A 23,068-nucleotide genomic window follows, 5' to 3' on the forward strand; every position below is an offset into this window, starting at 1 on the left:
GAACCACATTATGAAAATAATAAACACTGTTCTAGTTAGTATCTTCGTTACAATACCGACTGGTTGTTTTGATATGAGTGATGCACTATCGGGAAGTGGAGAGTATTTAACAAATGATCAAGGGCTCGTTTCAGACTGTAGGGGCCGTTTACTAAGTATGGAAGCCCCCCCTTCGGAAGCGGATTTATTTTGGAAAGACAACAACCTACCAAAAGGCACAACTGACTTTATCTGTAAAGATGGCAAAGCCTACTTACCTAACAAAGTGACCGATTGTCAAGATAATCTTATCGCCAAGCAACCGGGCGGTATTGCTCAGTTTAAATTGAATAATAACTTTCCAAGATACCCTACTAGCGGAAAGATTGTCCGGTACACTGCTTTTAAATGTGAAGGCAATCAGGTTGTTCCTATAGATCATACTAAAGAGTAGTGTGTCTCAACGGATACAACTTTAAATTAGGTATTGATACCTTTAGCTTTGTGGTATGCCGACGAATAATAAATTAAATAGATTTTACCGTAACATCATTCAAGGTTAACTCACAGAAGTAAAAAGCTTTTTTATATAAACCTGCTATATATAACAATCAATGACACTTAACAAGCATATTGCCCATCACAAAGTTTAAGGACAACCCCATGTCTAACAACGAAATCCCGGTTAAATGGACAACTTATATCTACGCGCCGCGTCATTTCTCAGTGCGTCTTATTTCAGGAGAGTGTTTTTGGTACTATACCGAGGAAGCAGGGCAAGGACTTGGTTTTTCAGCAAGGGCTGGGGGTGGTTGGCGTTCTACAGGCGTACCAGCATCTGGCGGCTCACCACCTGCTTTAGTTAAATTACCACTAGGCGTACAGCTCACTTGGCTTTCCCACACAGAACATAAATACTATCAAGCAAGAATCACATTGCCTAGAGAGAGAATACTGGCAGAGTTTGCAAAGCGTTTCGAAGCAGATCTTTTTAAAAAATCGGAAAAAATCACCTATTCAACTATCAGTTTTGCTCTAGCCCCTGGTGGCTATATTAGTTTGCGTTTAGGCGGCATATTAGTCACCGAAATTGCAAACTTTCAAGCACGAGAAATTCAAATGTCATGGGAGTTCTTCGCCCTTACCCATCACTTTGCGCCAGAAACATACCCTGAAGCTGAGTTCATAAGTGACCAGTATGAAAAACTACCAGACGACATTAAAGCGATGGTAGATGAGAATAATTTTCCATTGACACGTTGGAAAAACTACTCAACTAAATTTAATTGGTACTTAAAGACTCATTTTGAAATGGAAGCTTCCCGAATATGGTCAATAAACGGCAATATGAGCTTTATTACCAAAAAAGAGATACAGGCTAATAATGGGGTTATTCCACAAGAGTATGTTCCAGCCTGGCTACGCATAAATTATAAAAAATCAGGAATCTTTTACAATCTCGATATTAGATTTACTAAGCAAAAACAAGGTGCGGCAGAACAACCAGATGATGACCTTAGAGTCTATCAAGAGTTTAAAGATTTCTTTAGCACCAACCAGTCTACTGCAGCTCTAGTCATTGAAGAAAAAGGTAATGGCTTTATTGCTTATTTGACTAACGGATCACAAAAGCAACCCCTCACTATTACTCAAGTTTTCACACATGAAACGGATGTCAAAACGTTTAAGTGGTTTGGTTCCGATTAACCAACCTATTAAACCAATTGTACTATCAGTTTAAGCTATAAAGTACTGTCCACCTTCAAAGAATATAAATAATCATCTTAGTTGTAGATGATTAATTATATTTTTGTTAAAAACACCTTATTATTAGTTCATTAATTATTAATCTCTTGTGATGTAGGTACTATTAACATTATATTTATAATTTTTAATAAGACCTATTAGTCGATCCTATAAAGATACGTCTATATATCGGTTAATTTTGCCGTACAGGCATCTATGGTTAATCAAACAATAAGGACATTACCATGCAAGCGATTAAAGCCTCACTACTTATCACCAGCCTCTTAGGTCTAACCGCATGTCCGCCTACTGGACAGATTTTTGGTGAACAAATAGACGCTTTAAAAAATGATCAAGGCAGCTCATTGTGGGAATGCACAACTAATATTAATCCAGTAACTGGTAGACCAGCCTTTTATATAATTCCTAAAAGCCGGGCTAAAGAGTTTTGGATGAGAAACAACTTGCCAAAAGGCACATTATATTACGTTTGTGACGGTGATAAAGCCTATTTACCCAAAGATTGTGAAGGTAATTCGCTTACCACACCTCAGATTCGTAAATATTGGCGAAAGCACAATCTGCCTGCTGGTACAAGGAAGTTTGACTGTAGTACGGGTGTGCCGCGAGTACCTAAAGACAAATAAGCCATAAGTCAAAGTATTGCTTATCGCCTACATGAAAGAGCACTGAATATGAATATAAATATAACAAAGTTAGCTATTGTCTCGCTTATCGCCATCGTCCTATCGGCATGTCTTAGCTCTAAAGGACCGATACAATCTATCAAAGAGAAACTTATGAAAGACAATAAAACCCCTTGGGAAACTTATATATTTGCTCCGCGTCATTACCCTGCCGAGTTGGTCGCAGGCGAATCATTTTGGATGTATGACAATGGCTCAAGAATAGGCTTTTCAGGATATGCCGGTGGTGGATGGCGCTCTGCAGGAGCGCAAGCAGGCGGTGGGTCATATCTGCCGGATGGCGTGAACCTGACATGGTTATCTCCTATCGAGGGTAAATACTACCACGTCAGGGCTAGAATTCCGAAAGAGGCGATATTAAAAGAATTTGACAGAAAGCTTAGCATGGATACTGCAGACAAGCTTTATTCTGAGAAATTTAAAGAAATTAATTTTGCTCTATCCCCCGGTGGATTTGTATCTATGCGGCTAGAGTGGGCGCAAAAGAAAGAGGTTGCTCAGTTTCAGGCCAAAGAGGTAGACATCCCATGGGAATACTTTGCAGAGGCAAATCACTTTGATCCTGAGGGATTAAGTGAAGAGAAGTATTTGTCTGGTTTTATCGAAAAAACACCAGACTATGTCAAAGAACAAATCAAAAACAATGACATACCAGTCAACCGCTGGAAAAACTTTAATACTAATAAGTTTCCTTGGCATTTAAATTCTTCTTTGGATATCAAAGGCTATACTGAATTTCTTATTAATGGCGAGAAGCAATTTATCGTTCAGCCAGAACTTGATTCATTTTCGCCTTCTGATAAAAAAGCAGTCCCTGCGTGGTATCGGGTATACTTTAAGAAAGATGGCAAACGTTATCGTGCAAACTTTATTTTAACTAAAAATCATCCTGACCAATTAGAACAGCCCGATGGCGATGTTGAGATCTATAACATATTTGATAGTTTCTTTAATAAAAACCCAACCTCAGCCTCTATGGTACTGGATATAAAAAATGGTGAGCCTATTGCCTACCTTACAAATGGTGATGAGCAACAAATGCTCCCCCTCTACGACAGTGATTATCGTGAATTAAAAGATGATGAATACTTATGGTTTAAGTAAAGCACCTGTTTATCCTATTATCTTTTATTTTTAAAAATTATCGTAAGAGGTTGTCTGAATCATGGTGATCAAACCATAAAACATAATCCTTTAAACGTAAAACCTAACGGATATTGAACAGAGACTTTATTCAAATGTTTACTTCCCGCACAGTGGTTAACGTGTGATGCGGTTTAGCCACGATTGCAGCGGATATACTGTACGGCATCATAGGCTGCTGTGGTCAGGCTTGAGATGGCGCGCGAAGCAAGTGACATCGCAAGCCATTACCACTGCCCTATGATGGCGGACAGATAGTAGCGAAAAGCGTGAATAGCTACTCAAAACTCAATCCTTGCGAACGCCGAATCACTTGATGTAATCCTAACTCTAAAGACTCCAAATAGTCGTCTTCATGCAAAATAGGATAAATCTACCTAGACCATAGGTCTTTATCAATCTCATTATCAGCAGCCCAAACAGAAATATCTTCCATCTCTAAAACAAAATGACACGTTAAATAACCGAAGCAATTGGGTTTCGCTTCACTACACCACAAGCTAAAATTCTGCCCACTATGATGTACAGTTGAGTGAAAACAAATTCATTTAATGTTATGCTCAAAAGAACTGTCGTTTTACCCCATTATCCTGTACAGTTAAACAGTGTATTATGCTAAATTAAAAAATTAATGCTATTGGCACTTTTTTACAACGGCCCCAACCGGACATCGCACCCATGCCACTGCAAACCAATCGTCTGCATCAACTGACTATAGACACGGACCACCTACCCCAAACTGCCCTTTATCCCCTAGCCTTTATCTGGCAATCTACCCTTAACCAGCCGCATCACGCTCATATCCTTGTCTATAGCACCTACCTTCTAACCGCCGATGATTGTCGATCGCAACTGGGCAACAGCCTATGTCTGACCACCTTAGATGCACAGCGTGAGCCCACAATCCGCACAGGCATCCTCCAAGCCATTCACTACCAACACTCAAACGGCCCCCTACACTTCTACCAGCTTGATGTCGTCAGCCCTGACTGGCTACTGACCCAATCGTGTCACACCCGTACCTTCATCAACCAGTCGCCCTTAGATATCATAACCACCATCCTGACCGATTATGACATTGACTGGCAACCGACAGATACCCTACTTGAGCACCCCCTCTTTACTCAGCCGCTTAGCCTGCGCACCCAAGCTGACATCAGTGACTGGGACTTTATTACATGCCTACTTGCCGATATCGGTATCAACACCCTATGGCAACCAGGCGACTCTTTACAACAGCTTGGCAGTTGGCATCTACTCACCCCTGATGACAGCTTAGGGGACACCTGTTACTACAGCTACGCCCAAGCCTCCGTACAGTCAGGACAAGACACCATAAGCCAGCTACACCCAATGCATAAACAGCTGGGTAGTCAGCAAGTCATCGTGCGTAGTGATGGCTTAGATAGTGATACCCTCTATGAAGGTATCGCCACGGATGATTCCCCTCTCACCACAGCAGACACAACCCTACTTATTGCCGCTCCCTCCCGTGTGGGCAGTAGTGATACTGCGACCAGACTAGCCAAACAGTGGGTTGCTGCTAACAACGCCCACCGTGAGTACTATCTTGCCGCAGGTGCGATGCGTGGACTGCATGTTGCAAACATAGTGGATATCACCCGCTTGCCCACTATTCACGCCTTATCCGCTTACTGCCTTGCCTCAACCTTAATTGGCATAGAGCCTGCTAGTGACAGTGTCTCTTATCATAACCAACACTCAATACATACTTGGCTGATGCGGCAATCGGTATCCGCTGATCAATGTCAGCTCGCTGCTGACTCTGGCGTATGGGTAGAAGCTAAGCTGATTGCATCTGACATCCCTTATACCCGCTACCCAAGCCCATTATCTTTTGCCGCCTATACCTATAGCGGTCTTACTCAAGCACGTAGTGGCGACACCAGTGACCCAAGCTATGACTCACAAATTAGTGATGACGGACAACATAAAGTCATCACCACCCCTGTGTGGGCAGGCATCAGTGATCATGATGACAAACACACCCCGCCCCTTCGATCTCTACAGCTGTCGACAGGGGCATCACATGGCTGGCAGTTTGCCCCAAGGCTTGGGCAAGCGGTGCTGCTGAGCCATTGGTATGGCGATATCGACAGTCCGGTGATTACTCGTAGCCTCTATGAGGGTATTGGCATGGGAGATGTGGATGAGCGGGATGTGACGTATCAAGATAGCGGCGCGGCGCATCGTTATAATCTGATGCAAGGCGCCTCCCCTCGTTGGCATGGCGGGGGGTTGGGTCATTCTCAAATTAATGAGGATGATGCACACAGTGGATGGATATCAGGTATCAGTCAGTTTGGGCTGGATAGTGATTCTGAAACCAATCTGCTGTTTGATGATACGCCACATAAGCTTGGGCTTCAGTGGTCAGTCAATACGCAGGACAAAGCCAATGCCAGTACCCCGACATCAAGTGATAAGGGTGTGTTCTCCCCAAGTGAGCATGTGATAGAGCTTGGGGTGCTGCGTCACCGCTTTGGTAATCATCAGTCTAGTATTCGCGGTGCTGGGTTTGAGGTGGCAAGTGATAAAGGTTTACAGCTGTCAGGGGATGGTGGTGTTTTGTTATCGACGTTTGGAATACGCCATTCTCAAAGCCGTCATGAGTCGGCTTGGGTCAATGATGCCGGCGTCAGGCAGCTGGATATAGGCTATAGCTTGTCTGATAGTTATAGTGAGGCGAAGCAAGGCCATTTGCAGTCCCGGCAAGATATAGATAAACAGATTGAGGCGTTTAAGCAGTCAGCACAGATCATGGATGAGACGCTCGGTGTGGAGACGCTTGGTGCGCCTGATGTGATGCTGGTGAGCAAAGACAGTCTGTTGGCATCAGGCCAAAACACGCTGTTTACGGCTAAGAGTGTGGTGAGACAGTCTGGGTTAACTCAGTCAGATATGGTGGGCGGTGACTATCGGCTACTTGGCGATACGTTAACGTCTCTTGCAGGTGTGTCTGGTCAAGCATCTAAGTCAGGCTTTCATGTGAGTGCTAATACTAAGCCGCTGGCGATACAGGCGCAAGGCGGTGAGCTGCAGCTGCATTCTCAACAAGGGTTGATGATAGGCAGTGAGTCTGGTGAGGTGCATGTAGCCTCTCCGACTCGTATTAAGGTACAAACTAGCGGCGGGGCGTCGTTAACGATTGATGAGAGCGGGGTTAAGTTTGTGTGCCCAGGCACGATTAAGATTCAGGCGGTTAAGAAGGGGCTGGTTGCTGGGGCTAAGACTTTAGCGCCTGTACTGTCGTTACCTAAATCGGGATTATTTAGTAAAGCGTTTGATCTAAAAAAACTAATTCCTAAGGAGCTACTAAACCAAGGGGTTAGTTATAAACTGATTAATCATAGCAAAGGCACTGAGTTTGAAGGAGTTCTTGATGAGAATGGACAAACAGCTAGAGTCTTTGGGGATAATGCTGAGGATGTTGAGTTAAAGTTGCTTGGCAATGTTAATTCTAAGGGCAAAATTAAAGTATTGGATATCTCCGATCAGATAGAGTGCGATAATTACTCTATTGAAGACCTATTTGAAGATCGTAACGATAATAATGCACTAGATGAAGACGACTTCTGCTGTTAAAAGTATAATATAATAATTCTAAAGGATGACTTATGTACTTGTTAGATAAAAAAAAGCTATGCTTTATTTCAATATGCCTAATGACTAAACCAGTATTTAGTGTAGCTCAAACCACAAACCTAGAGGATTATCAAAGTTATAGGGATAGTATACCGGTAGTTCAGCTCAAGATGATTCCTAATACGAATGAAGATGTATATAAATCTTCAGACCACACCTATGAAACAAACTCAATGAGCTATACCGATAAACTAAATAAAAAACTGGCGGTCAATGAAGTTCCTTTTAGATATATAGATTATGAGTATGGTGATGGGAAGTTTACCACTTATCCATTTGAACTGGTTAACGAGAAGTTACCAACTATAGAAGGTAATAATCCTAAATATGATAAAAGATATGATGAAGCCTTTCAAAAAATGATTTTTGAGCTTGTTAGCTCTATCGACTTAGCACATAAAAATATTTATGCTATGGGGACTCAACGAGAAGGAGTGTATATACAAGATATAAATACTAATAAAAAATATGTGTTTAATAAGATTTGCTTCGATAGTAAATGTGCTTTAGGACAAGTATTCTATATTTTCGATCCAAATACGTATGATATGACTGGTATGTTATACGATGGCTGTTCGTTTGTTAAGGACGACATAACAGGTAATGATCTACGTACTAAAGAACTATTACAGCAATATGTCGAAGCGCAAGACCCTTTAAACTATAGCTATGCTCCTGATGCTTGTAAAAAACAATTATCGATAGCAAAGGAATAATAATATGAGTTCATTAATAAAACCAGTTAAAGGGGTTACATATACTCCTGATAGAGTAGGATATATTCGAGCAGTTTCTAGACAAGAAAGTGACTCTGATTTGCGTTATTCATATGGTTATATAGGTAAAAATAAAGAAGGTATAAAAGTTAATAATCCATTTAGTGTAAGTAGATTTAATGATTTCAATTATGTAGGACTTTTCCAGTTTTCTGAAATTGCCTTAAGAGATGTAGGCTGTTACAAAAAAGATGGTACATCGAATCGTACACATCAGGATTGGGGTGGAAAGGGAAACTATTGGACTGGTAAATATGGCGCTACATCTTTAAAAGTATTTGCAAATAGTGGCGAAATACAAATGCAAGCTATTCAATACTGGATTAATCGATTATGTGGTTATATGAGAAATATAAACGCGAATGAGTTTTATGGTAAGACTATAACAAAAGCAAATGGGCTTAATGCTTTTGAAGTAACTGAATCAGGTGTAATCGCAGCTAGACATTTAAAAGGTGATGATGCGGTACTTAATTTTTTAACCTCTAATGGAACAGTTAACGACGTTGATGGTATGGGTACTAGTGTCGGTAAGTATATGAGTCTATTTGCTCATTATGATCTTCAAACGTGTTGTAATAGGAAGATATATGTAAAGATTATAGATGCTAAAAAGGTAGGGATACCAAATAAAGAAGTTGTAATCAGCTCTGAGTTTAAAGGGAAATTTAATTTAGGTAAAATAGTGGTTACTCATAAAACTGATAAAGAAGGTAATTTACCAGTAATAATTAGACATCCTGAAGCGAAAATCCAATTAAGAATTGATGATACTCTAGTTGAAACTATAATTCAGAAAAAAGATCAAGTACAACGTTATGAAATATTATATCTAGGTGAAAACAATTACTCATCTGCATTAACTCCACACAAAACAGCTGCAGAAATTAATAATAAAGAACAGGACAGTGGCAATATAAATAGTGGTGAAGCAGATAATCCAGAACTTCATAATAAAAGTAGCAATGATAGTATAGATACAGTAACCTTTAATGTAAAACTGGTTGAAGAAGACACAGGTAAACCCTTACCTAATACAACCTATTACCTAGAATATAAAAACAATATAAAACCTCACACTACAAATAGTTCAGGTATTGACTCAAATATTAGAGCTGATGTAAATCAGCCTATAGGTGTTTTGTTGAATGATGATGAAGGTAAAAAGCAATCTATAAGTAGTATGGATTTTGATGTAACTGCTGATTTAAATGGTCAAACTAAAGTATTAAAAGTGCCTGTCGTATCCTTTAGCATACGGTTTGTTGATGATAAAAACAAAGTGATACCTAATTATGCTTTTAAAACAATTTATCGTAATAGAGAATCTAAAATTAGGAAAGCTAATTCGCAAGGTATTACTCAGTTAAAAGCGTTAGCAGGACAAAAAATAACGATAGTTGATGCTAATGGTAGAGCTAAAACTTCAGGTATAGTCACCGATGGAGCTCTTAAATGGACCATCAGAATCAACAGTTCAGTCCTAGAAGAAAGTAAAACTAATAGTAATACACCAGATGTAGTTAAGGATGAAGACTCTTTAGCTGAAGATAATTCCTCTATAAATAATAATACTCCTGTACTTCAAGTTGAAAAGCCTAAAATTAAAGAGAAGGAGGTTATAACGTCGCAGGGTCCGACCCGTGTAGTTGAATCAGATGAAACACAATTCACTATTAAGTTCTTAGATGAATCTACAAATAAACCTATATCTGGACTTACATATTATACAAAATCTACAAATTATGGTAAAAACCCTCAAGTTACAGGTAGTGATGGTACGAGAGGAAGACCGCATGAATCGTTAATCGGTGTCGAGATAACTGTACTGGTATACGAAGATGGCAAAGAAGTTGAGAAAGGTCGGTTTACTGTCAGTCACGATAGGGATGAACCATATGTATACAAAGCTAAGAAGCCTAGCTACTCTGACGTAAAGGTTAAATTTGATACCAAAAGAACTGATGTGGTTTCTGAAAAAACTAAAACAATCTTAAGAGAGCTAGCTTCTAAAAACGGAATGAGTCAAATTGTTATTACCAGTACGCTTAGAACACCTGAAGAACAAGCACGTGCTATGTATAATAATATTGCCAGAGGGCGAATTATTAAATATAAAACTCCAGGTGCTAAGGTAACTGAAATATGCCAGCAAGGTTTAAGAAAAAAACTTGGTAAAAATCAGATCATTAAAAATATGGTCGCAAAAATTCTAGAATATGATCGTAAGGGTCAAAGGGTCTCATTGCATTGTGTAAGTTCTGATACTTACGCTAGAAAAAATATCATTGATCTAGGGATTAATAGTAATGGATTCAACAGTACATCTAAACAAAGAAAATTTCAAGCTGTTTGTGAACAAGCAAAAAAAGAAGGTAAAATTTCTAGAATTTTATCTCCTCTTACAGACGCAGGCGAACCTGCCTTTCATCTTGAAATACCTCAATAGAATAAACAGGCCCTCTCAATGAAGAAACTTATATTCATAACTATTTTGTTTGGTATGTCAGCCTGTACTGATAGCATTAGTACGTTCAAGAGCGGCGATGTACCTGAACATAATATTACTAACTCCACTTCTATAACTTATAGTTCAGTAGCTAAAAAACAGAATGATTTAAATAACATTATTTCAGACGGTATTTACTTTTCATACAAGATTTGCACAAAAGACAATTCATGCCAATTTTTCAAACCTTTAGAAAAAGATGGAAAGTTTTTTCTATCCAGAGATCAGGATTCAAATGAGAGTCAGTATTACTTGACAGTGAATGATAAGGATACATATCTATATAGTTTAAAGTTCGTGGATGAAGAGTTAAGTGACGTTGGTTTTTGGGCAAAACTACATGAGTCTAAACACCACCAAATATCTTATGAAATTGAATCAATTGAGCAGATCATGGGTACAGATTATATGGGAAGGTATGACAACGATGATGTAGATAAGAAACTAGCAACGATTTCTAATAAAACAGGGTTAATAGAGATTGGCAATCCCATTCAGGGCAATACGATACCCACACACGAGTCTATAAGATTTATACCTTTTAATAGTGATTACAAATTAGATTGTGACAGCTACATGAAGGAGTATGATAATATGGCAGATTCTTTATACGACAATGATAATATGGCTGTCGGTTACCACTTCTATTATGAATGTCTTGCTGGTAAGAGTATTTATTTTCATAAAGTAAATTAAATTTTTTACGAGTAGTAAGAACAAACCCACGGAGCACTTTAGCCACGATTGCAGCGGATATACTGAACGACAACATAGGCTGCTGTGGTCAGGCTTGAGATGGCACGCGAAGCAAGTGACATCTCAAGCCATTACCACTGCACTATGCTGGCGGACAGATAGTAGCGAAAAGATACCATCTTATATGTCAACTCAAATTACTATCAAATAGTAACTTGAGGTTTGTATTTGCTTTGGTGCTTTATCACACCATAGCAAATCTGTAATAACTTTCTCATACCTGCAATCAAAGCCACTTTCTTGCATTTTCCTCTCTTCAGCAGTCGCTCGTATAGTTGCTTAACATCAGGATTGCAACTAATTGCAGATAACGCACACATGAACAACTTCGATCGTAGGTTGCCATCCCCTTTTTTACTAATACGGCTTCTTCCTTTAAAGATTCCTGACTGTATATGTATAGGGGTTAATCCAACAAATGAGGCGCATTGCGAAGCATCCTTAAAGTCTTTAGATAGGAGTAACGACAATACATTCGGTGCGACTGTCTTACCTATGCTTGGAATGCTAACTAGGTTGTCATAGCCTGACTTTAAGTCAGGATGATTACCTATGTGTTTATCTATCTTGGCTTGGATGATATCTATTTGTTCGTTATAAGTGTCTATCACTTGTTTTATAGATTGGGCGATATCGTTGTCATAGCTCTTTCTAGATTCAACTTTTTCTAGACGGTTGCTTTCTCGCTTCTTATCAGCCTTGAGCGTGTCTAAACGGTCTAGCAGATACTTGAGCTTTCTGACGTGCTCAGGTTCTGGCTCCCATGCTTTAGGGTGCCTTGTATAGGCGTATTGCGCGAGTACGTACGCGTCTTGTTTGTCGGTTTTGTGATGACTGCCGATGGCACCTGCAAATTGTTTGGCATATGCCGGATTAATAACGGCTACTGTGTAGCCTTTACTATGTAGATCATAGGCTAGGTTCTCATAGTATATGCCTGTGGCTTCCATGATGATAAGATACTCATCCGGTTTCTTGTTTGTGCTTTGCTTAGCTAGCCATTTGGTAAAGATTGCAAAGCCTTTTTCGTCATTAGTAAAGGTTTTACTGTGGGCTTTGTTTTTAACTTTTTTACCTTCTCTGTTTAGCCATGTTGCGTCAAATTTAGCTTTGGATATGTCAATTCCAACGTATACTTGATAGGTCATTTCTTTGCATTTCCCTTGTGAATACAGTGTCTCTTAGTTTTAATTTCTAAGGCACTTTGATACCATTCAATCTAAAGAAATACAGGTAGAGGGCTTTATCTTTGCGTCGAGCTCTTTGGCTATAGCGAGATCACTAGCTCACTCTACCTGCTACCATAGCTAAGGTTAACACTTATCTATGGCTTTTTTAACATACAAGCGTGAATAGCTACCATAATGAAACATCCTTTAAGCCATTTGCTAAAAGCATTAAAATCACTCACTCGCTTGCCCAGCTCACCATTCATTCTTTATCCGCTTACTGCCTTGCCTCAACCTTAATTGGCATAGAGCCTGCTAGTGACAGTGTCTCTTATCATAATGAACCGCCCCGACTATATCGGAGAGTGGATTACTTGAGTCAGGCAACTTTGTCTGACTCACTAAGACTATCATAGGATCGTCTCTCAAACTCAAAAGGCGACACATAACCAATCGTACTATGCAAACGTGTTCTATTGAACCAATCGACCCATTCAAGAGTTGCTAATTCAACATCGCTCACACCTTGCCACTGTTGTTTTAAATACTCAATCACCTCCGTTTTATAAAGCCCGTTAACCGTTTCAGCTAATGCATTATCGTACGAATCACCTGTCGTGCCAACAGATGCAATGATACCTGAATCAGCCATCTTATCCGTATAGCGAATGGATAAATACTGAACGCCGCGATCACTATGATGGATCACATCTTTTGGGTTGTTTCTGTTTGCAATTGCTTGATTTAACGCTGCCATCACCATATCGGTGTTCATACGATTAGACACCTTCCAGCCAACAATACTACGGGCAAACACATCAATGATAAAGGCGGTATATACCCAACCACTCAGCGTTTTAACGTAGGTAAAGTCAGCCACCCATAGCTGGTTCGGTCTATGGGCATTAAAGTTACGATTAACTAAGTCGTCTGCCCGTATTTGATCATCACGAGACTTAGTGGTTATCTTACCTTTACCTCGCCAAATACCTTGCATGCCATGCTGGCGCATTAACCGCTCTACAGTGCAACGTGCAGGATGTATACCTTCGGATTTCAACTGTTTCTAGACTTTACGAGCACCGTATCGGCATTTGCTGTCCTTCCAAATACGTTTAATCTCATTAAGATAGAAGTCGTCATGCTGACTACGCTGTGAACGTTTCTCTGGATTATCGTTTAAGTCTTTTATGCGGTAGTAGGTTGATGGAGCAATCGGTAATACTCTACAGATTGGCTCGACTCCATATTGTTGTTTGTGATCGTCTATAAAATCAACCATTACTTGGGTTTGCGGTCGAGCTCCGCCTGGGCGAAAAAAGCTGCAGCTTTCTTTATAATCTCATTGGCTTGCTTTAATTCTTTGTTCTCACGTTCAAGCTCTTTGATGCGCTCGGCTTGGCTTTGAGCTTCAATATTTGCAGGAATGGTTTTATCAATGTGCTTTTTATGCCATGATCGTAGGGTCTCAGGTGTGCAACCTATCTTTGGCGCTATGGCTTTGATGGCTGACCAGGTGGATGGGTAGTCGTCTTTAGCTTCAATAAGCATACGGACGGCTCGCTCTTTCATTTCAGGGGTATAGTTTCGTGTTTTCATTGTCGTATTCTCTCAGAAATTTAGTTCTCCGACAATCCCGGGGCGGTTCATAACCAACACTCAATACATACTTGGCTGATGCGTCAAGCGGTATCCGCTGATCAATGTCAGCTCGCTGCTGACTCTGGTGTATGGGTAGAAGCTAAGCTGATTGCAGCTGATATCCCCTATACCCGCTATCCAAGCCTATTGTCTTTTGCCGCCTATACCTATAGCGGTCTTACCCAAGCACGTAGTGGACAGTCTACTTCCCCAAGCTATGACTCACAGATTAGTGATGACGGACAACATAAAGTCATCACCACCCCTGTGTGGGCAGGGATCAGTGATCATGATGATAAACACACCCCGCCCCTTCGATCTCTACAGCTGTCGACAGGGGCATCACATGGCTGGCAGTTTGCCCCAAGGCTTGGGCAAGCGGTGCTGTTATCACATTGGTATGGTGATATCGACAGTCCGGTGATTACCCGTAGCCTTTATGAAGGTATTGGCATGGGTGATGTGGATGAGCGGGATGTGACGTATCAAGATAGCGGCGCATCGCATCGTTATAATCTGATGCAAGGCGCCTCCCCTCGTTGGCATGGTGGGGCGTTGGGTCATTCTCAAATTAATGAGGATGATGCACACAGTGGATGGATATCAGGTATCAGTCAGTTTGGGCTGGATAGTGATTCTGAAACCAATCTGCTGTTTGATGATACGCCACATAAGCTTGGGCTTCAGTGGTCAGTCAATACGCAGGACAAAGCCAATGCCAATACACCGACATCGAGTGATAAAGGCGTGTTCTCCCCAAGTGAGCATGTGATAGAGCTGGGTGTACTGCGTCACCGCTTTGGTAATCATCAGTCTAGTATTCGTGGTGCTGGGTTTGAGGTGGCAAGTGATAAAGGTTTACAGCTGTCAGGGGATAATGGTGTTTTGTTATCGACGTTTGGGATACGCCATTCTCAAAGCCGTCATGAGTCAGCTTGGGTCAATGATGCGGGCGTCAGGCAGCTGGATATAGGCTATAGCTTGTCTGATAGTTATAGTGAGGCAAAGCAAGGTCATTTGCAGTCGTCTCAAGCGGTTGATAAAAAGATTGAGGCGTTTAAGCAGTCAGCGCAGATCATAGATGATAAGCTGAACACGGAGGTGATGGGCGCTGAGGATGTGATGCTGGTGAGCAAAGATAGTCTGTTGGCATCAGGCCGAAACACGCTGTTTACGGCTAAGAGTGTGGTGAGACAGTCTGGGTTAACTCAGTCGGATATGGTGGGCGGCAGTTATCAGCTACTTGGTGATACGTTAAGCTCACTTGCAGGTGTATCTGGACAAGCAGCTAAGTCGGGCTTTCATGTGAGTGCAAACACTAAGCCGCTTGCGATACAGGCGCAAGGCGGTGAGCTGCAGCTGCACTCTCAGCAAGGGATGATGATAGGTAGTGAGTCGGGTGAGGTACATGTGACCTCCCCGACTCGTATTAAGGTACAAACTAGCGGCGGGGCGTCGTTAACGATTGATGAGAGCGGGGTTAAGTTTGTGTGCCCAGGAACGATTAAGATTCAGGCGGTTAAGAAGGGACTGGTTGCTGGGGCTCGGGCGAATTATAGTGTTCCTATGATGCCTGATACGATTCCGTTGTTTAGTAATAAGCTGGATGTGTATGATTTGTTCTATCAGCATGATTTCAATGATATTGAGTTTAAGATTCTGAGACCTGATGGACAGCTTATAGAAGGCGTACTAGATCAGCATGGTAGAACAGCGCCTGTCATCAGCGATAAAGAGGAAGAAGTTGAGGTGCTAGTCGGCTTTAAGGATACAGACTGGGGGGTTGAATTTGAACCTGATGAAGATGAAGAAATAGAAGCGTCTAAAGAGAATGATGGCAATCATACAAACGATTCTTTAGATCAAGACTTTTATCAGGAGAACAACGATGAGTAAGCATAAACAGACACTAATTCAAATACGCTTTGTTGACCTTATGAATAAGCCTTTTCCCAACCTTTATCATGAAGTTAGAGTCTCAGGTAATAAATATGCTGCGAGCGCAGGAAAATCTGATGCTAAAGGTTTAGGCGTTTGGATTAAAAAACCTGTAGGAACCCGGCTTGATATTCTAGTCCGCAATCCATCGACGAAAGAATTAGTCAATGCAAAACACCATGTTATTATTCCAGATAAAAAAGGGGTTTTTCGCGTTCAGGCTCCCTTTTTTACTCAAACTATTAAACTTCGACCATCAGCAGAAGAAGGGAGTACGCTTCGAAAGACTTACAAAATTAAGCCAGGTGACACTCTTTATAGCATTGCTAAGAAGTTCAATACGACTTGGCAAATATTGTTTGAGTTGAACAAAGATACAATTAAAAAATCAGATGAGATATTTCCTGGACGATGGATAAAAATTCCTCCTAAAAATAGCGGACTACGCGGCTTCACGAATAATAAACCTACAATATCTTCTTCACAAGCAACTTATACACTTAAGAAAAATGATACGCTTTGGGATATCTCGCAAGAAACCGGTATTCCTGTAAGCGAGCTTAAAAGAATAAATAATATAAGTGAACCTAAAAAGCTGCAAGCTGGTCAGACCATTAAGCTCCGTGGCGCTGGTTCAGCACAATCTCATACCACTCCTAAACCCTCCTCTACGCCTAGACCAACTACGACTCCTTCTAATAATAAAGAGGAAGGCCTTCTTGATAGTGTGAAAGATGCAGTTTCAGAAACATGGAAGAATGTTAAAGAAGGGTTTGAGGACTTTAATGAAGCAATTAGTGGTGGTAAAAATGAGAAAACTATGGGTCAAAAACCTTCCGTTAAAAGCAATACAAAAAAACAATCAGAGCAGCCCATAAATATTCCTGTTATACAAGAATATAGCTCAAAAGACGGTATGCCTAAAAGTGTGATGGCTGGTGTTTGTGAAAATAATCCAGCATGCATAACTAAAGGTAAAGCTCTTAGTAGTTCAGAGAAAGCTCTAATCACTGAAATAAATATCAGATTAGCGGGGTTCGGTGGTGCTCTACCAACTGATGAATTTACTGACTTGACTGAAAAATGTATTAAACAGTTTCAACGTGACTATATGGGTGCTCCAGAAACTGGTAAAGTTTGTGGATCTCTCATTAAAGCTATAGATAAATTTAATTATGCTTATCCCATATCACCCTATTATGAACAAATGAAATGCCCTTGTGGTGGATGTTCCGGCTTCGGCAATGGACGAATGGGTGTTCCAAGTGGTAGTAATATAGCTAATGAATACCCTGGCATACATAGAAGTCTTATATGGATGCTTAAGGCATGCATGTTCTATCTTTATCATACAAATATAGGTTTTAAAGTTCGTTCTATATCCTCAGGATATAGATGTATATACAATAATAAAAATAGAAAAAAACCCAGAACATCTGTTAACCATATGGGTAATGCTTTTGATTTGCAGTTTAATTATGTATCTAACGATGCTAAAGCTAGTAGTGTGGCTATTGTAGAAAAGATACGAAAAGAAATTTTTATAGATTGTATGGGAGCACAATATAGATGGAATTTGCCAAACAAAATTAACTTGGAAACAACAGCTGATGGTGCTACTAGCTGGGTTCATTATGATATAAGAGAACACGAGGCAAAATATCAGAAATTACATTTCTATGCCAAAACAATGAATGATCTCATCAAAGGTGATTTAAAAACCTATGTTAACAATAATCAGTTAGAGAAATGCGGAGGTATTTCTAGACCACAACCAAATAACAACCAACAAGGTAATTGTAGTTGCAATAAAGATGTTACTTTAGATGAGATAAAAAAAATATGTACTGTAGCTTCAGAATCAAAATTGAGCGATATATTGCCTCACTTAAATAAAACCATGAAGAGCTATAACATTACTACTTGTTTGCGCAAAGCTCATTTTATTGCCCAGTTAGCACATGAGTCTGGGGAATTTAGATATAATGAAGAGCTAGGTGCTACAGATGCAGACTATGAAGGTTATAAAGGCAGAGGATATATACAAATATCTCTAAAAGGTAATTATAAATCTTATGGAGAATATGTAGGCGTTAATTTTTTAGGATCAAATAACGTTAAAATGGCGCAGTTACCTTACTCTGTTGACTCTGCTGGATGGTATTGGACTAAGGGTAAATGGAAAAACTTGAATGAATTAGCTGACAAAAATGACATTATAGGTATAAGCGCTATTGTCAACGGGGGTTTTAATGGTTTTAATGATCGAATAAAATATTTCAAGCGCGCAGTAGATGGCTTTAATGTAAAGTCGTGTAGTAATTTGAATTCAATTGATCCGAATAATATAACTACTTTTAACTTTCCTGATAGTATAGTAACGCAAATGATCGGTGAAAGTTTTGGTTGGGGTCTTTGGCACGATCCAACACAAAAACAAACAGGAGTCTCTAAAAACTCAATAGTTGCTAAAGAAGGCTATGTAAACTTTTTGAAACTGGCTAAAGGAAAAGATAGATTTGGCAGGAGTTCAAAACGTTATGGTTGGGAATTTGACAAAGCTGTGGAGCATGCTAAAGCAAGGGTGAATGAATTATGAAAATTATAATAACTCCATTGATAGTATTATTAACTCTTTTTTTTAATCTAGGGTGTCAACCCAAATCTGGCTCTTTGTCAGAAGTCAATGGCATTACCTCAACTGACACTTCACAATATAGCGAGGCTATAAAGCCGACAACCACTACCTTTGAAACCAATTTCAAATGTGTCCAAGATAACGATAGACGTATTGAAATGTCTTACAACGAAAATCTAGATACTATAATTATTAGTGGGTATGATGAATTCAAGCTTAAGAACGTAGAGAAAATGGAGACAGCACGGGGTCGACCTCTGGAATTTACAAGATACTATAGCAATGATTTAGGTGACTCAGCAGTATTGACAAGCCAAGCAGCTAGTCGATATTTAGAATTAAAAAGTAGAAAGGGTAGTAAAACCAGCTATCAGATTACTCTAGGCTTAGAATGTGATAGACAGTATAATCCTGAATTATTAACCTATATTATAGATGTTAAAAAAGCTTATATCTATAAAGAACCTGATTTAGAAACTAAAACAGCTTCTTACTTTATACAGGGTGACAAGGTAGATGCTATATCAGTAAAAGAGGGATGGATTAAAGTTTCTTATCTCGATAATAAAAGAACAGGATGGTTGCGTTCTAGTGACCTCATAACTAATAGAGGCAATACACCTGCACAATCAAATAACTCTCCAATAGTCCAAAGAGTAGAGGTTTTTGACAAATCAAAACAAGTATCAATTAATGCGTCTCAATTAAAAATTACTGATTTACCAATCACTATTGAGGACTACACTGTATGTCACGATAAATACGGTCAGGATTTTTGTAAAGATAGATACCCAATGTACGGCATGGAAGACTTGCCTCTTAACTTACGTAAAGAATTTAACACGGTTTATGATCCAAAGACTGTACTTAGGCTACCAAATATAAACGATATAGAGGTTTATATACTAGCTAGAAATCATACGGATGTAGAGGAATATGGAATAGTTACTTATAAAGACCATATCATCGATGATATGCTAATTGGTAAAGTGGGTACAATAGAGGAAGGTTTAGACTTCACATTTTCAATTTCTGATGCGTATCAAAAACTTGAGATAACTGCTACTGATAATGGTAGCTCCAAAGTATATAATATAAATGAACATGGAAAAATAAAGCTTTTGGAATAACATTTAAGCATTAGATCTGTACCGGCCCCGATTATATCGAAAAGTTAATTACTTAAATCAGACCTCATTGCCTGACAGGTTTGAACTATCATAATACTGTTTTTCAAACTCAAAAGGTTCGGTAATTATCCCGGAAAACAATATTCTTTATAAGTTCAAGCGAACGGCTATTAAATAGCAATTTTACTCAAATATTTAACCCCAGTACACTGGTTAACTTGTAATGCGGTTTAGCCACGATTATAGCGGATATACTGAACGGCATCATAGGCTGCTGTGGTCAGCTTGAGATAGCGCTCGAAGCAAGTGACATCGCAAGCCATTACCACAGCCCTATGATGGCTGTCACTCATATCTATTATCATTGAGATTACTGGAAATCCTAATAATCATGGTTATTGAATACCATATTTTTTGAAGTTCCAAATATGTGGATATTCAACATTACGCTACTTTTAACTCTTTGATACAAAATTAAATTCAATATTTAACAAATATATTAAAATTAAATTTATATAGATTTTATTAAAATTAAATAAATTTTGATAGATCATTATTACTTACAAATTTTACATTCATTAAAGCCAATATTTTAAAGGTCCCTAAAATTGACAAAAAATCTTTTACTTTTATCGCTGATTCTTGTTATAACATCCTGCACAAATGAATTAGATATAGAAGCAAATGAAATTAATAATAATCGATTAAAACAAAATAGTGATAGAGATTTAATATCTTTAAAAGCTGATAATGCTGATATCACTTTTACGGATGTTAAACCAAACATTTATTACAATAACGATTCAAACAAAGTTTCTTTAAGATATAAAAATAAAAAATATATTTTAAATACTTTTGACAACAAATCATTTTTAAATATTGTTATTGATAATAAGTATGTAAATAATAATATAGAAATAGTGAACCGCCCCGGGATTGTCGGAGAACTAACTTTCTGAGAGAATACGACAATGAAAACACGAAACTATACCCCTGAAATGAAAGAGCGAGCCGTCCGTATGCTTATTGAAGCTAAAGACGACTACCCATCCACCTGGTCAGCCATCAAAGCCATAGCGCCAAAGATAGGTTGCACACCTGAGACCCTACGATCATGGCATAAAAAGCACATTGATAAAACCATTCCTGCAAATATTGAAGCTCAAAGCCAAGCCGAGCGCATCAAAGAGCTTGAACGTGAGAACAAAGAATTAAAGCAAGCCAATGAGATTATAAAGAAAGCTGCAGCTTTTTTCGCCCAGGCGGAGCTCGACCGCAAACCCAAGTAATGGTTGATTTTATAGACGATCACAAACAACAATATGGAGTCGAGCCAATCTGTAGAGTATTACCGATTGCTCCATCAACCTACTACCGCATAAAAGACTTAAACGATAATCCAGAGAAACGTTCACAGCGTAGTCAGCATGACGACTTCTATCTTAATGAGATTAAACGTATTTGGAAGGACAGCAAATGCCGATACGGTGCTCGTAAAGTCTGGAAACAGTTGAAATCCGAAGGTATACATCCTGCACGTTGCACTGTAGAGCGGTTAATGCGCCAGCATGGCATGCAAGGTATTTGGCGAGGTAAAGGTAAGATAACCACTAAGTCTCGTGATGATCAAATACGGGCAGACGACTTAGTTAATCGTAACTTTAATGCCCATAGACCGAACCAGCTATGGGTGGCTGACTTTACCTACGTTAAAACGCTGAGTGGTTGGGTATATACCGCCTTTATCATTGATGTGTTTGCCCGTAGTATTGTTGGCTGGAAGGTGTCTAATCGTATGAACACCGATATGGTGATGGCAGCGTTAAATCAAGCAATTGCAAACAGAAACAACCCAAAAGATGTGATCCATCATAGTGATCGCGGCGTTCAGTATTTATCCATTCGCTATACGGATAAGATGGCTGATTCAGGTATCATTGCATCTGTTGGCACGACAGGTGATTCGTACGATAATGCATTAGCTGAAACGGTTAACGGGCTTTATAAAACGGAGGTGATTGAGTATTTAAAACAACAGTGGCAAGGTGTGAGCGATGTTGAATTAGCAACTCTTGAATGGGTCGATTGGTTCAATAGAACACGTTTGCATAGTACGATTGGTTATGTGTCGCCTTTTGAGTTTGAGAGACGATACTATGATAGTCTTAGTGAGTCAGACAAAGTTGCCTGACTCAAGTAATCCACTCTCCGATATAGTCGGGGCGGTTCATAGATTATGATTCAGATTTTAATATTAACTCAAAAGACGATCATAGAAAAATTAGTTTATTTACAAATGGTGACGATAGTTTACAAGTTTTATTACTACCCACTTACGTTGAAGAATATCCATCCCATTTGATTATCCCTATAGATGATAGTGGAATCATATATATTTACATGGTTGAAGTTTTAGAATATAAATGTTTTGATTTTGATAAAATTATATTTAACTCAGATTTTAATATATTTAAAGTTGGAAATAAACAAAATGAAGTATGTGAGACAAATCTTTTTGGAGAACAAAATATTTCATTAAACAAAACTAATGAAAATGATAATAGTAAATACATTTCATCTAACAAGCTAAAAAGCCTCTATTCAGATAACGATTATAGTATTAACAGTTTTGATCTAAATGCAGATGGTTTAGAGGACAAAGTTATTACACTTAAATCTTATAGGAACGGTATTGATAATGAGAAAAATTTAAAAGTTTACATTAATGCCGATAACGATACATATTACAATGATTTAGAGTTTTCAAACTTTACATCTGATGGAGTTGTTTCTCTGAGTAAAATTTTACCTAGAAATAACAACAACGGCTTTATAATTCGGAATTATTTTAATAGTGGTGATGGGAATGTGTATTTTTATTTTAGAAAAATTAATAATAAATGGGCAATTACTAATTATATCTTAGAATCAACTACTAATACAGGTGTTGACTTTTATTGTAATGAAGAGATTAACCGTTTCATTTCGGATCCAAAATATTTTAGATATGGAAGTGTTATAGACTATCCAGATAGTAAAAAAATAGAATTATGCCCCACTTTACCAAGTACATACATAGTCACCTTAGATAAAGCTGAGATACTAACAGAAGACTTTGAAAATAGAAACCCACCCAACTATTTTATTAAAGGGGATACTGTAGAAGCCATTGACCAGAACGAAGACTGGGTAAAAGTCAGTTATAAAAATAAGACTAAATTTGGTTGGATTGATAAACGAAATTTAAAGCCTATTAATTAAAATCAATAT

Annotated in this window: 16 protein-coding genes, 1 pseudogene and 2 other annotated features; of the genes and pseudogenes, 14 read left to right on the forward strand and 3 right to left on the reverse strand. The window is 38.9% G+C overall.

The window, feature by feature from the left end:
* Positions 1-10 precede the first annotated feature (10 nt).
* From AC21OG_RS11680 to AC21OG_RS11715, 8 genes are all read left to right on the forward strand, one after another.
* A complete protein-coding gene (locus tag AC21OG_RS11680) occupies positions 11-433 on the forward strand; it encodes a hypothetical protein (protein WP_487378438.1) in 423 nt (140 codons plus the stop codon).
* 209 nt (positions 434-642) lie between these two features.
* On the forward strand, positions 643-1,686 hold the full coding sequence (locus tag AC21OG_RS11685) for a DUF2931 family protein (RefSeq protein WP_487378439.1): 1,044 nt from the start codon (positions 643-645) through the stop codon (positions 1,684-1,686).
* A 284-nt stretch (positions 1,687-1,970) separates the two neighbouring features.
* Positions 1,971-2,372 (forward strand): hypothetical protein, encoded by a 402-nt coding sequence (locus tag AC21OG_RS11690; protein WP_487378440.1) that lies wholly within the window; start codon positions 1,971-1,973, stop codon positions 2,370-2,372.
* A gap of 48 nt (positions 2,373-2,420) precedes the next feature.
* Positions 2,421-3,536: a DUF2931 family protein gene (locus AC21OG_RS11695; protein ID WP_487378441.1), complete on the forward strand. Its 1,116-nt coding sequence runs from the start codon at positions 2,421-2,423 to the stop codon at positions 3,534-3,536.
* A 717-nt stretch (positions 3,537-4,253) separates the two neighbouring features.
* Positions 4,254-7,181, forward strand: a complete 2,928-nt coding sequence (locus AC21OG_RS11700) for a contractile injection system protein, VgrG/Pvc8 family (protein ID WP_491185045.1) — start codon at positions 4,254-4,256, stop codon at positions 7,179-7,181.
* Between the two features lie 32 nt (positions 7,182-7,213).
* Positions 7,214-7,957 carry a hypothetical protein gene (locus AC21OG_RS11705; RefSeq protein WP_487378483.1) on the forward strand — a complete coding sequence of 248 codons (744 nt, stop codon included), beginning with the start codon at positions 7,214-7,216 and terminating at the stop codon, positions 7,955-7,957.
* A gap of 4 nt (positions 7,958-7,961) precedes the next feature.
* Positions 7,962-10,466 (forward strand): hypothetical protein, encoded by a 2,505-nt coding sequence (locus AC21OG_RS11710; protein ID WP_487378484.1) that lies wholly within the window; start codon positions 7,962-7,964, stop codon positions 10,464-10,466.
* A gap of 18 nt (positions 10,467-10,484) precedes the next feature.
* Positions 10,485-11,222: a hypothetical protein gene (locus AC21OG_RS11715; RefSeq protein ID WP_487378485.1), complete on the forward strand. Its 738-nt coding sequence runs from the start codon at positions 10,485-10,487 to the stop codon at positions 11,220-11,222.
* Between the two features lie 203 nt (positions 11,223-11,425).
* Here AC21OG_RS11715 and AC21OG_RS11720 read toward each other — a convergent pair whose 3' ends face one another.
* The gene (locus AC21OG_RS11720) at positions 11,426-12,430 is read right to left on the reverse strand and encodes an IS110 family RNA-guided transposase (protein ID WP_487378311.1); all 1,005 of its coding nucleotides are present in this window, start codon (positions 12,428-12,430) and stop codon (positions 11,426-11,428) included.
* A 400-nt stretch (positions 12,431-12,830) separates the two neighbouring features.
* Positions 12,831-14,050, reverse strand: a pseudogene (locus AC21OG_RS11725) (IS3 family transposase).
* Positions 13,659-13,775: a sequence feature (AL1L pseudoknot), on the reverse strand. Its footprint overlaps the pseudogene before it by 117 nt.
* 78 nt (positions 14,051-14,128) lie before the next feature.
* Between AC21OG_RS11725 and AC21OG_RS11730 the strand changes: the two are divergent.
* The 3 genes from AC21OG_RS11730 to AC21OG_RS11740 are packed head-to-tail and all read left to right on the forward strand — an operon-like array spanning position 14,129 to position 19,798.
* The gene (locus AC21OG_RS11730) at positions 14,129-15,988 is read left to right on the forward strand and encodes a DUF2345 domain-containing protein (protein WP_487378476.1); all 1,860 of its coding nucleotides are present in this window, start codon (positions 14,129-14,131) and stop codon (positions 15,986-15,988) included.
* Positions 15,981-18,629, forward strand: coding sequence for a LysM peptidoglycan-binding domain-containing protein (locus AC21OG_RS11735; protein WP_487378477.1), 2,649 nt, complete (start codon positions 15,981-15,983; stop codon positions 18,627-18,629). Before AC21OG_RS11730 ends, AC21OG_RS11735 begins: the two co-directional genes overlap by 8 nt.
* A complete protein-coding gene (locus AC21OG_RS11740) occupies positions 18,626-19,798 on the forward strand; it encodes an SH3 domain-containing protein (RefSeq protein WP_487378478.1) in 1,173 nt (390 codons plus the stop codon). The genes AC21OG_RS11735 and AC21OG_RS11740 overlap by 4 nt, the downstream gene beginning before the upstream one ends.
* Positions 19,799-20,028: 230 nt before the next feature.
* On the opposite strand, the gene AC21OG_RS11745 is transcribed toward AC21OG_RS11740, so the two are convergent.
* On the reverse strand, positions 20,029-20,151 hold the full coding sequence (locus AC21OG_RS11745) for a hypothetical protein (protein ID WP_487378479.1): 123 nt from the start codon (positions 20,149-20,151) through the stop codon (positions 20,029-20,031).
* Positions 20,152-20,406: 255 nt separating this feature from the next.
* Between AC21OG_RS11745 and AC21OG_RS11750 the strand changes: the two genes are divergently transcribed.
* The 3 genes from AC21OG_RS11750 (at position 20,407) to AC21OG_RS11760 (ending at position 23,059) form a co-directional block, all read left to right on the forward strand.
* The gene (locus tag AC21OG_RS11750) at positions 20,407-20,757 is read left to right on the forward strand and encodes a hypothetical protein (RefSeq protein ID WP_487378480.1); all 351 of its coding nucleotides are present in this window, start codon (positions 20,407-20,409) and stop codon (positions 20,755-20,757) included.
* A 12-nt stretch (positions 20,758-20,769) separates the two neighbouring features.
* A protein-coding gene (locus AC21OG_RS11755; RefSeq protein ID WP_487376832.1) for an IS3 family transposase occupies positions 20,770-21,989 on the forward strand; the annotation gives its coding sequence in 2 pieces (ribosomal slippage) (positions 20,770-21,046 and positions 21,046-21,989; 1,221 coding nt in all).
* Positions 21,045-21,161 (forward strand) — a sequence feature (AL1L pseudoknot). It overlaps the preceding gene by 117 nt.
* Positions 21,990-22,198: 209 nt before the next feature.
* The gene (locus AC21OG_RS11760; protein WP_487378501.1) at positions 22,199-23,059 is read left to right on the forward strand and encodes a GW dipeptide domain-containing protein; all 861 of its coding nucleotides are present in this window, start codon (positions 22,199-22,201) and stop codon (positions 23,057-23,059) included.
* The last annotated feature ends 9 nt before the right edge of the window (positions 23,060-23,068 follow it).

The sequence above is a fragment of the Psychrobacter sp. CX5 genome, assembly GCF_057621535.2.

Bases quoted from the DNA above. Each gene is read 5' to 3' on its own strand.
- AC21OG_RS11680 (WP_487378438.1), top strand. From the start codon at position 11: ATGAAAATAATAAACACTGTTCTAGTTAGTATCTTCGTTACAATACCG.
- AC21OG_RS11705 (WP_487378483.1), top strand. From the start codon at position 7,214: ATGTACTTGTTAGATAAAAAAAAGCTATGCTTTATTTCAATATGCCTA.
- AC21OG_RS11690 (WP_487378440.1), top strand. From the start codon at position 1,971: ATGCAAGCGATTAAAGCCTCACTACTTATCACCAGCCTCTTAGGTCTA.
- AC21OG_RS11700 (WP_491185045.1), top strand. From the start codon at position 4,254: ATGCCACTGCAAACCAATCGTCTGCATCAACTGACTATAGACACGGAC.
- AC21OG_RS11735 (WP_487378477.1), top strand. From the start codon at position 15,981: ATGAGTAAGCATAAACAGACACTAATTCAAATACGCTTTGTTGACCTT.
- AC21OG_RS11720 (WP_487378311.1), bottom strand. From the start codon at position 12,430: ATGACCTATCAAGTATACGTTGGAATTGACATATCCAAAGCTAAATTT.
- AC21OG_RS11695 (WP_487378441.1), top strand. From the start codon at position 2,421: ATGAATATAAATATAACAAAGTTAGCTATTGTCTCGCTTATCGCCATC.
- AC21OG_RS11685 (WP_487378439.1), top strand. From the start codon at position 643: ATGTCTAACAACGAAATCCCGGTTAAATGGACAACTTATATCTACGCG.
- AC21OG_RS11710 (WP_487378484.1), top strand. From the start codon at position 7,962: ATGAGTTCATTAATAAAACCAGTTAAAGGGGTTACATATACTCCTGAT.
- AC21OG_RS11760 (WP_487378501.1), top strand. From the start codon at position 22,199: ATGGTTGAAGTTTTAGAATATAAATGTTTTGATTTTGATAAAATTATA.
- AC21OG_RS11715 (WP_487378485.1), top strand. From the start codon at position 10,485: ATGAAGAAACTTATATTCATAACTATTTTGTTTGGTATGTCAGCCTGT.
- AC21OG_RS11730 (WP_487378476.1), top strand. From the start codon at position 14,129: ATGCGTCAAGCGGTATCCGCTGATCAATGTCAGCTCGCTGCTGACTCT.
- AC21OG_RS11740 (WP_487378478.1), top strand. From the start codon at position 18,626: ATGAAAATTATAATAACTCCATTGATAGTATTATTAACTCTTTTTTTT.
- AC21OG_RS11745 (WP_487378479.1), bottom strand. From the start codon at position 20,151: ATGAGTGACAGCCATCATAGGGCTGTGGTAATGGCTTGCGATGTCACT.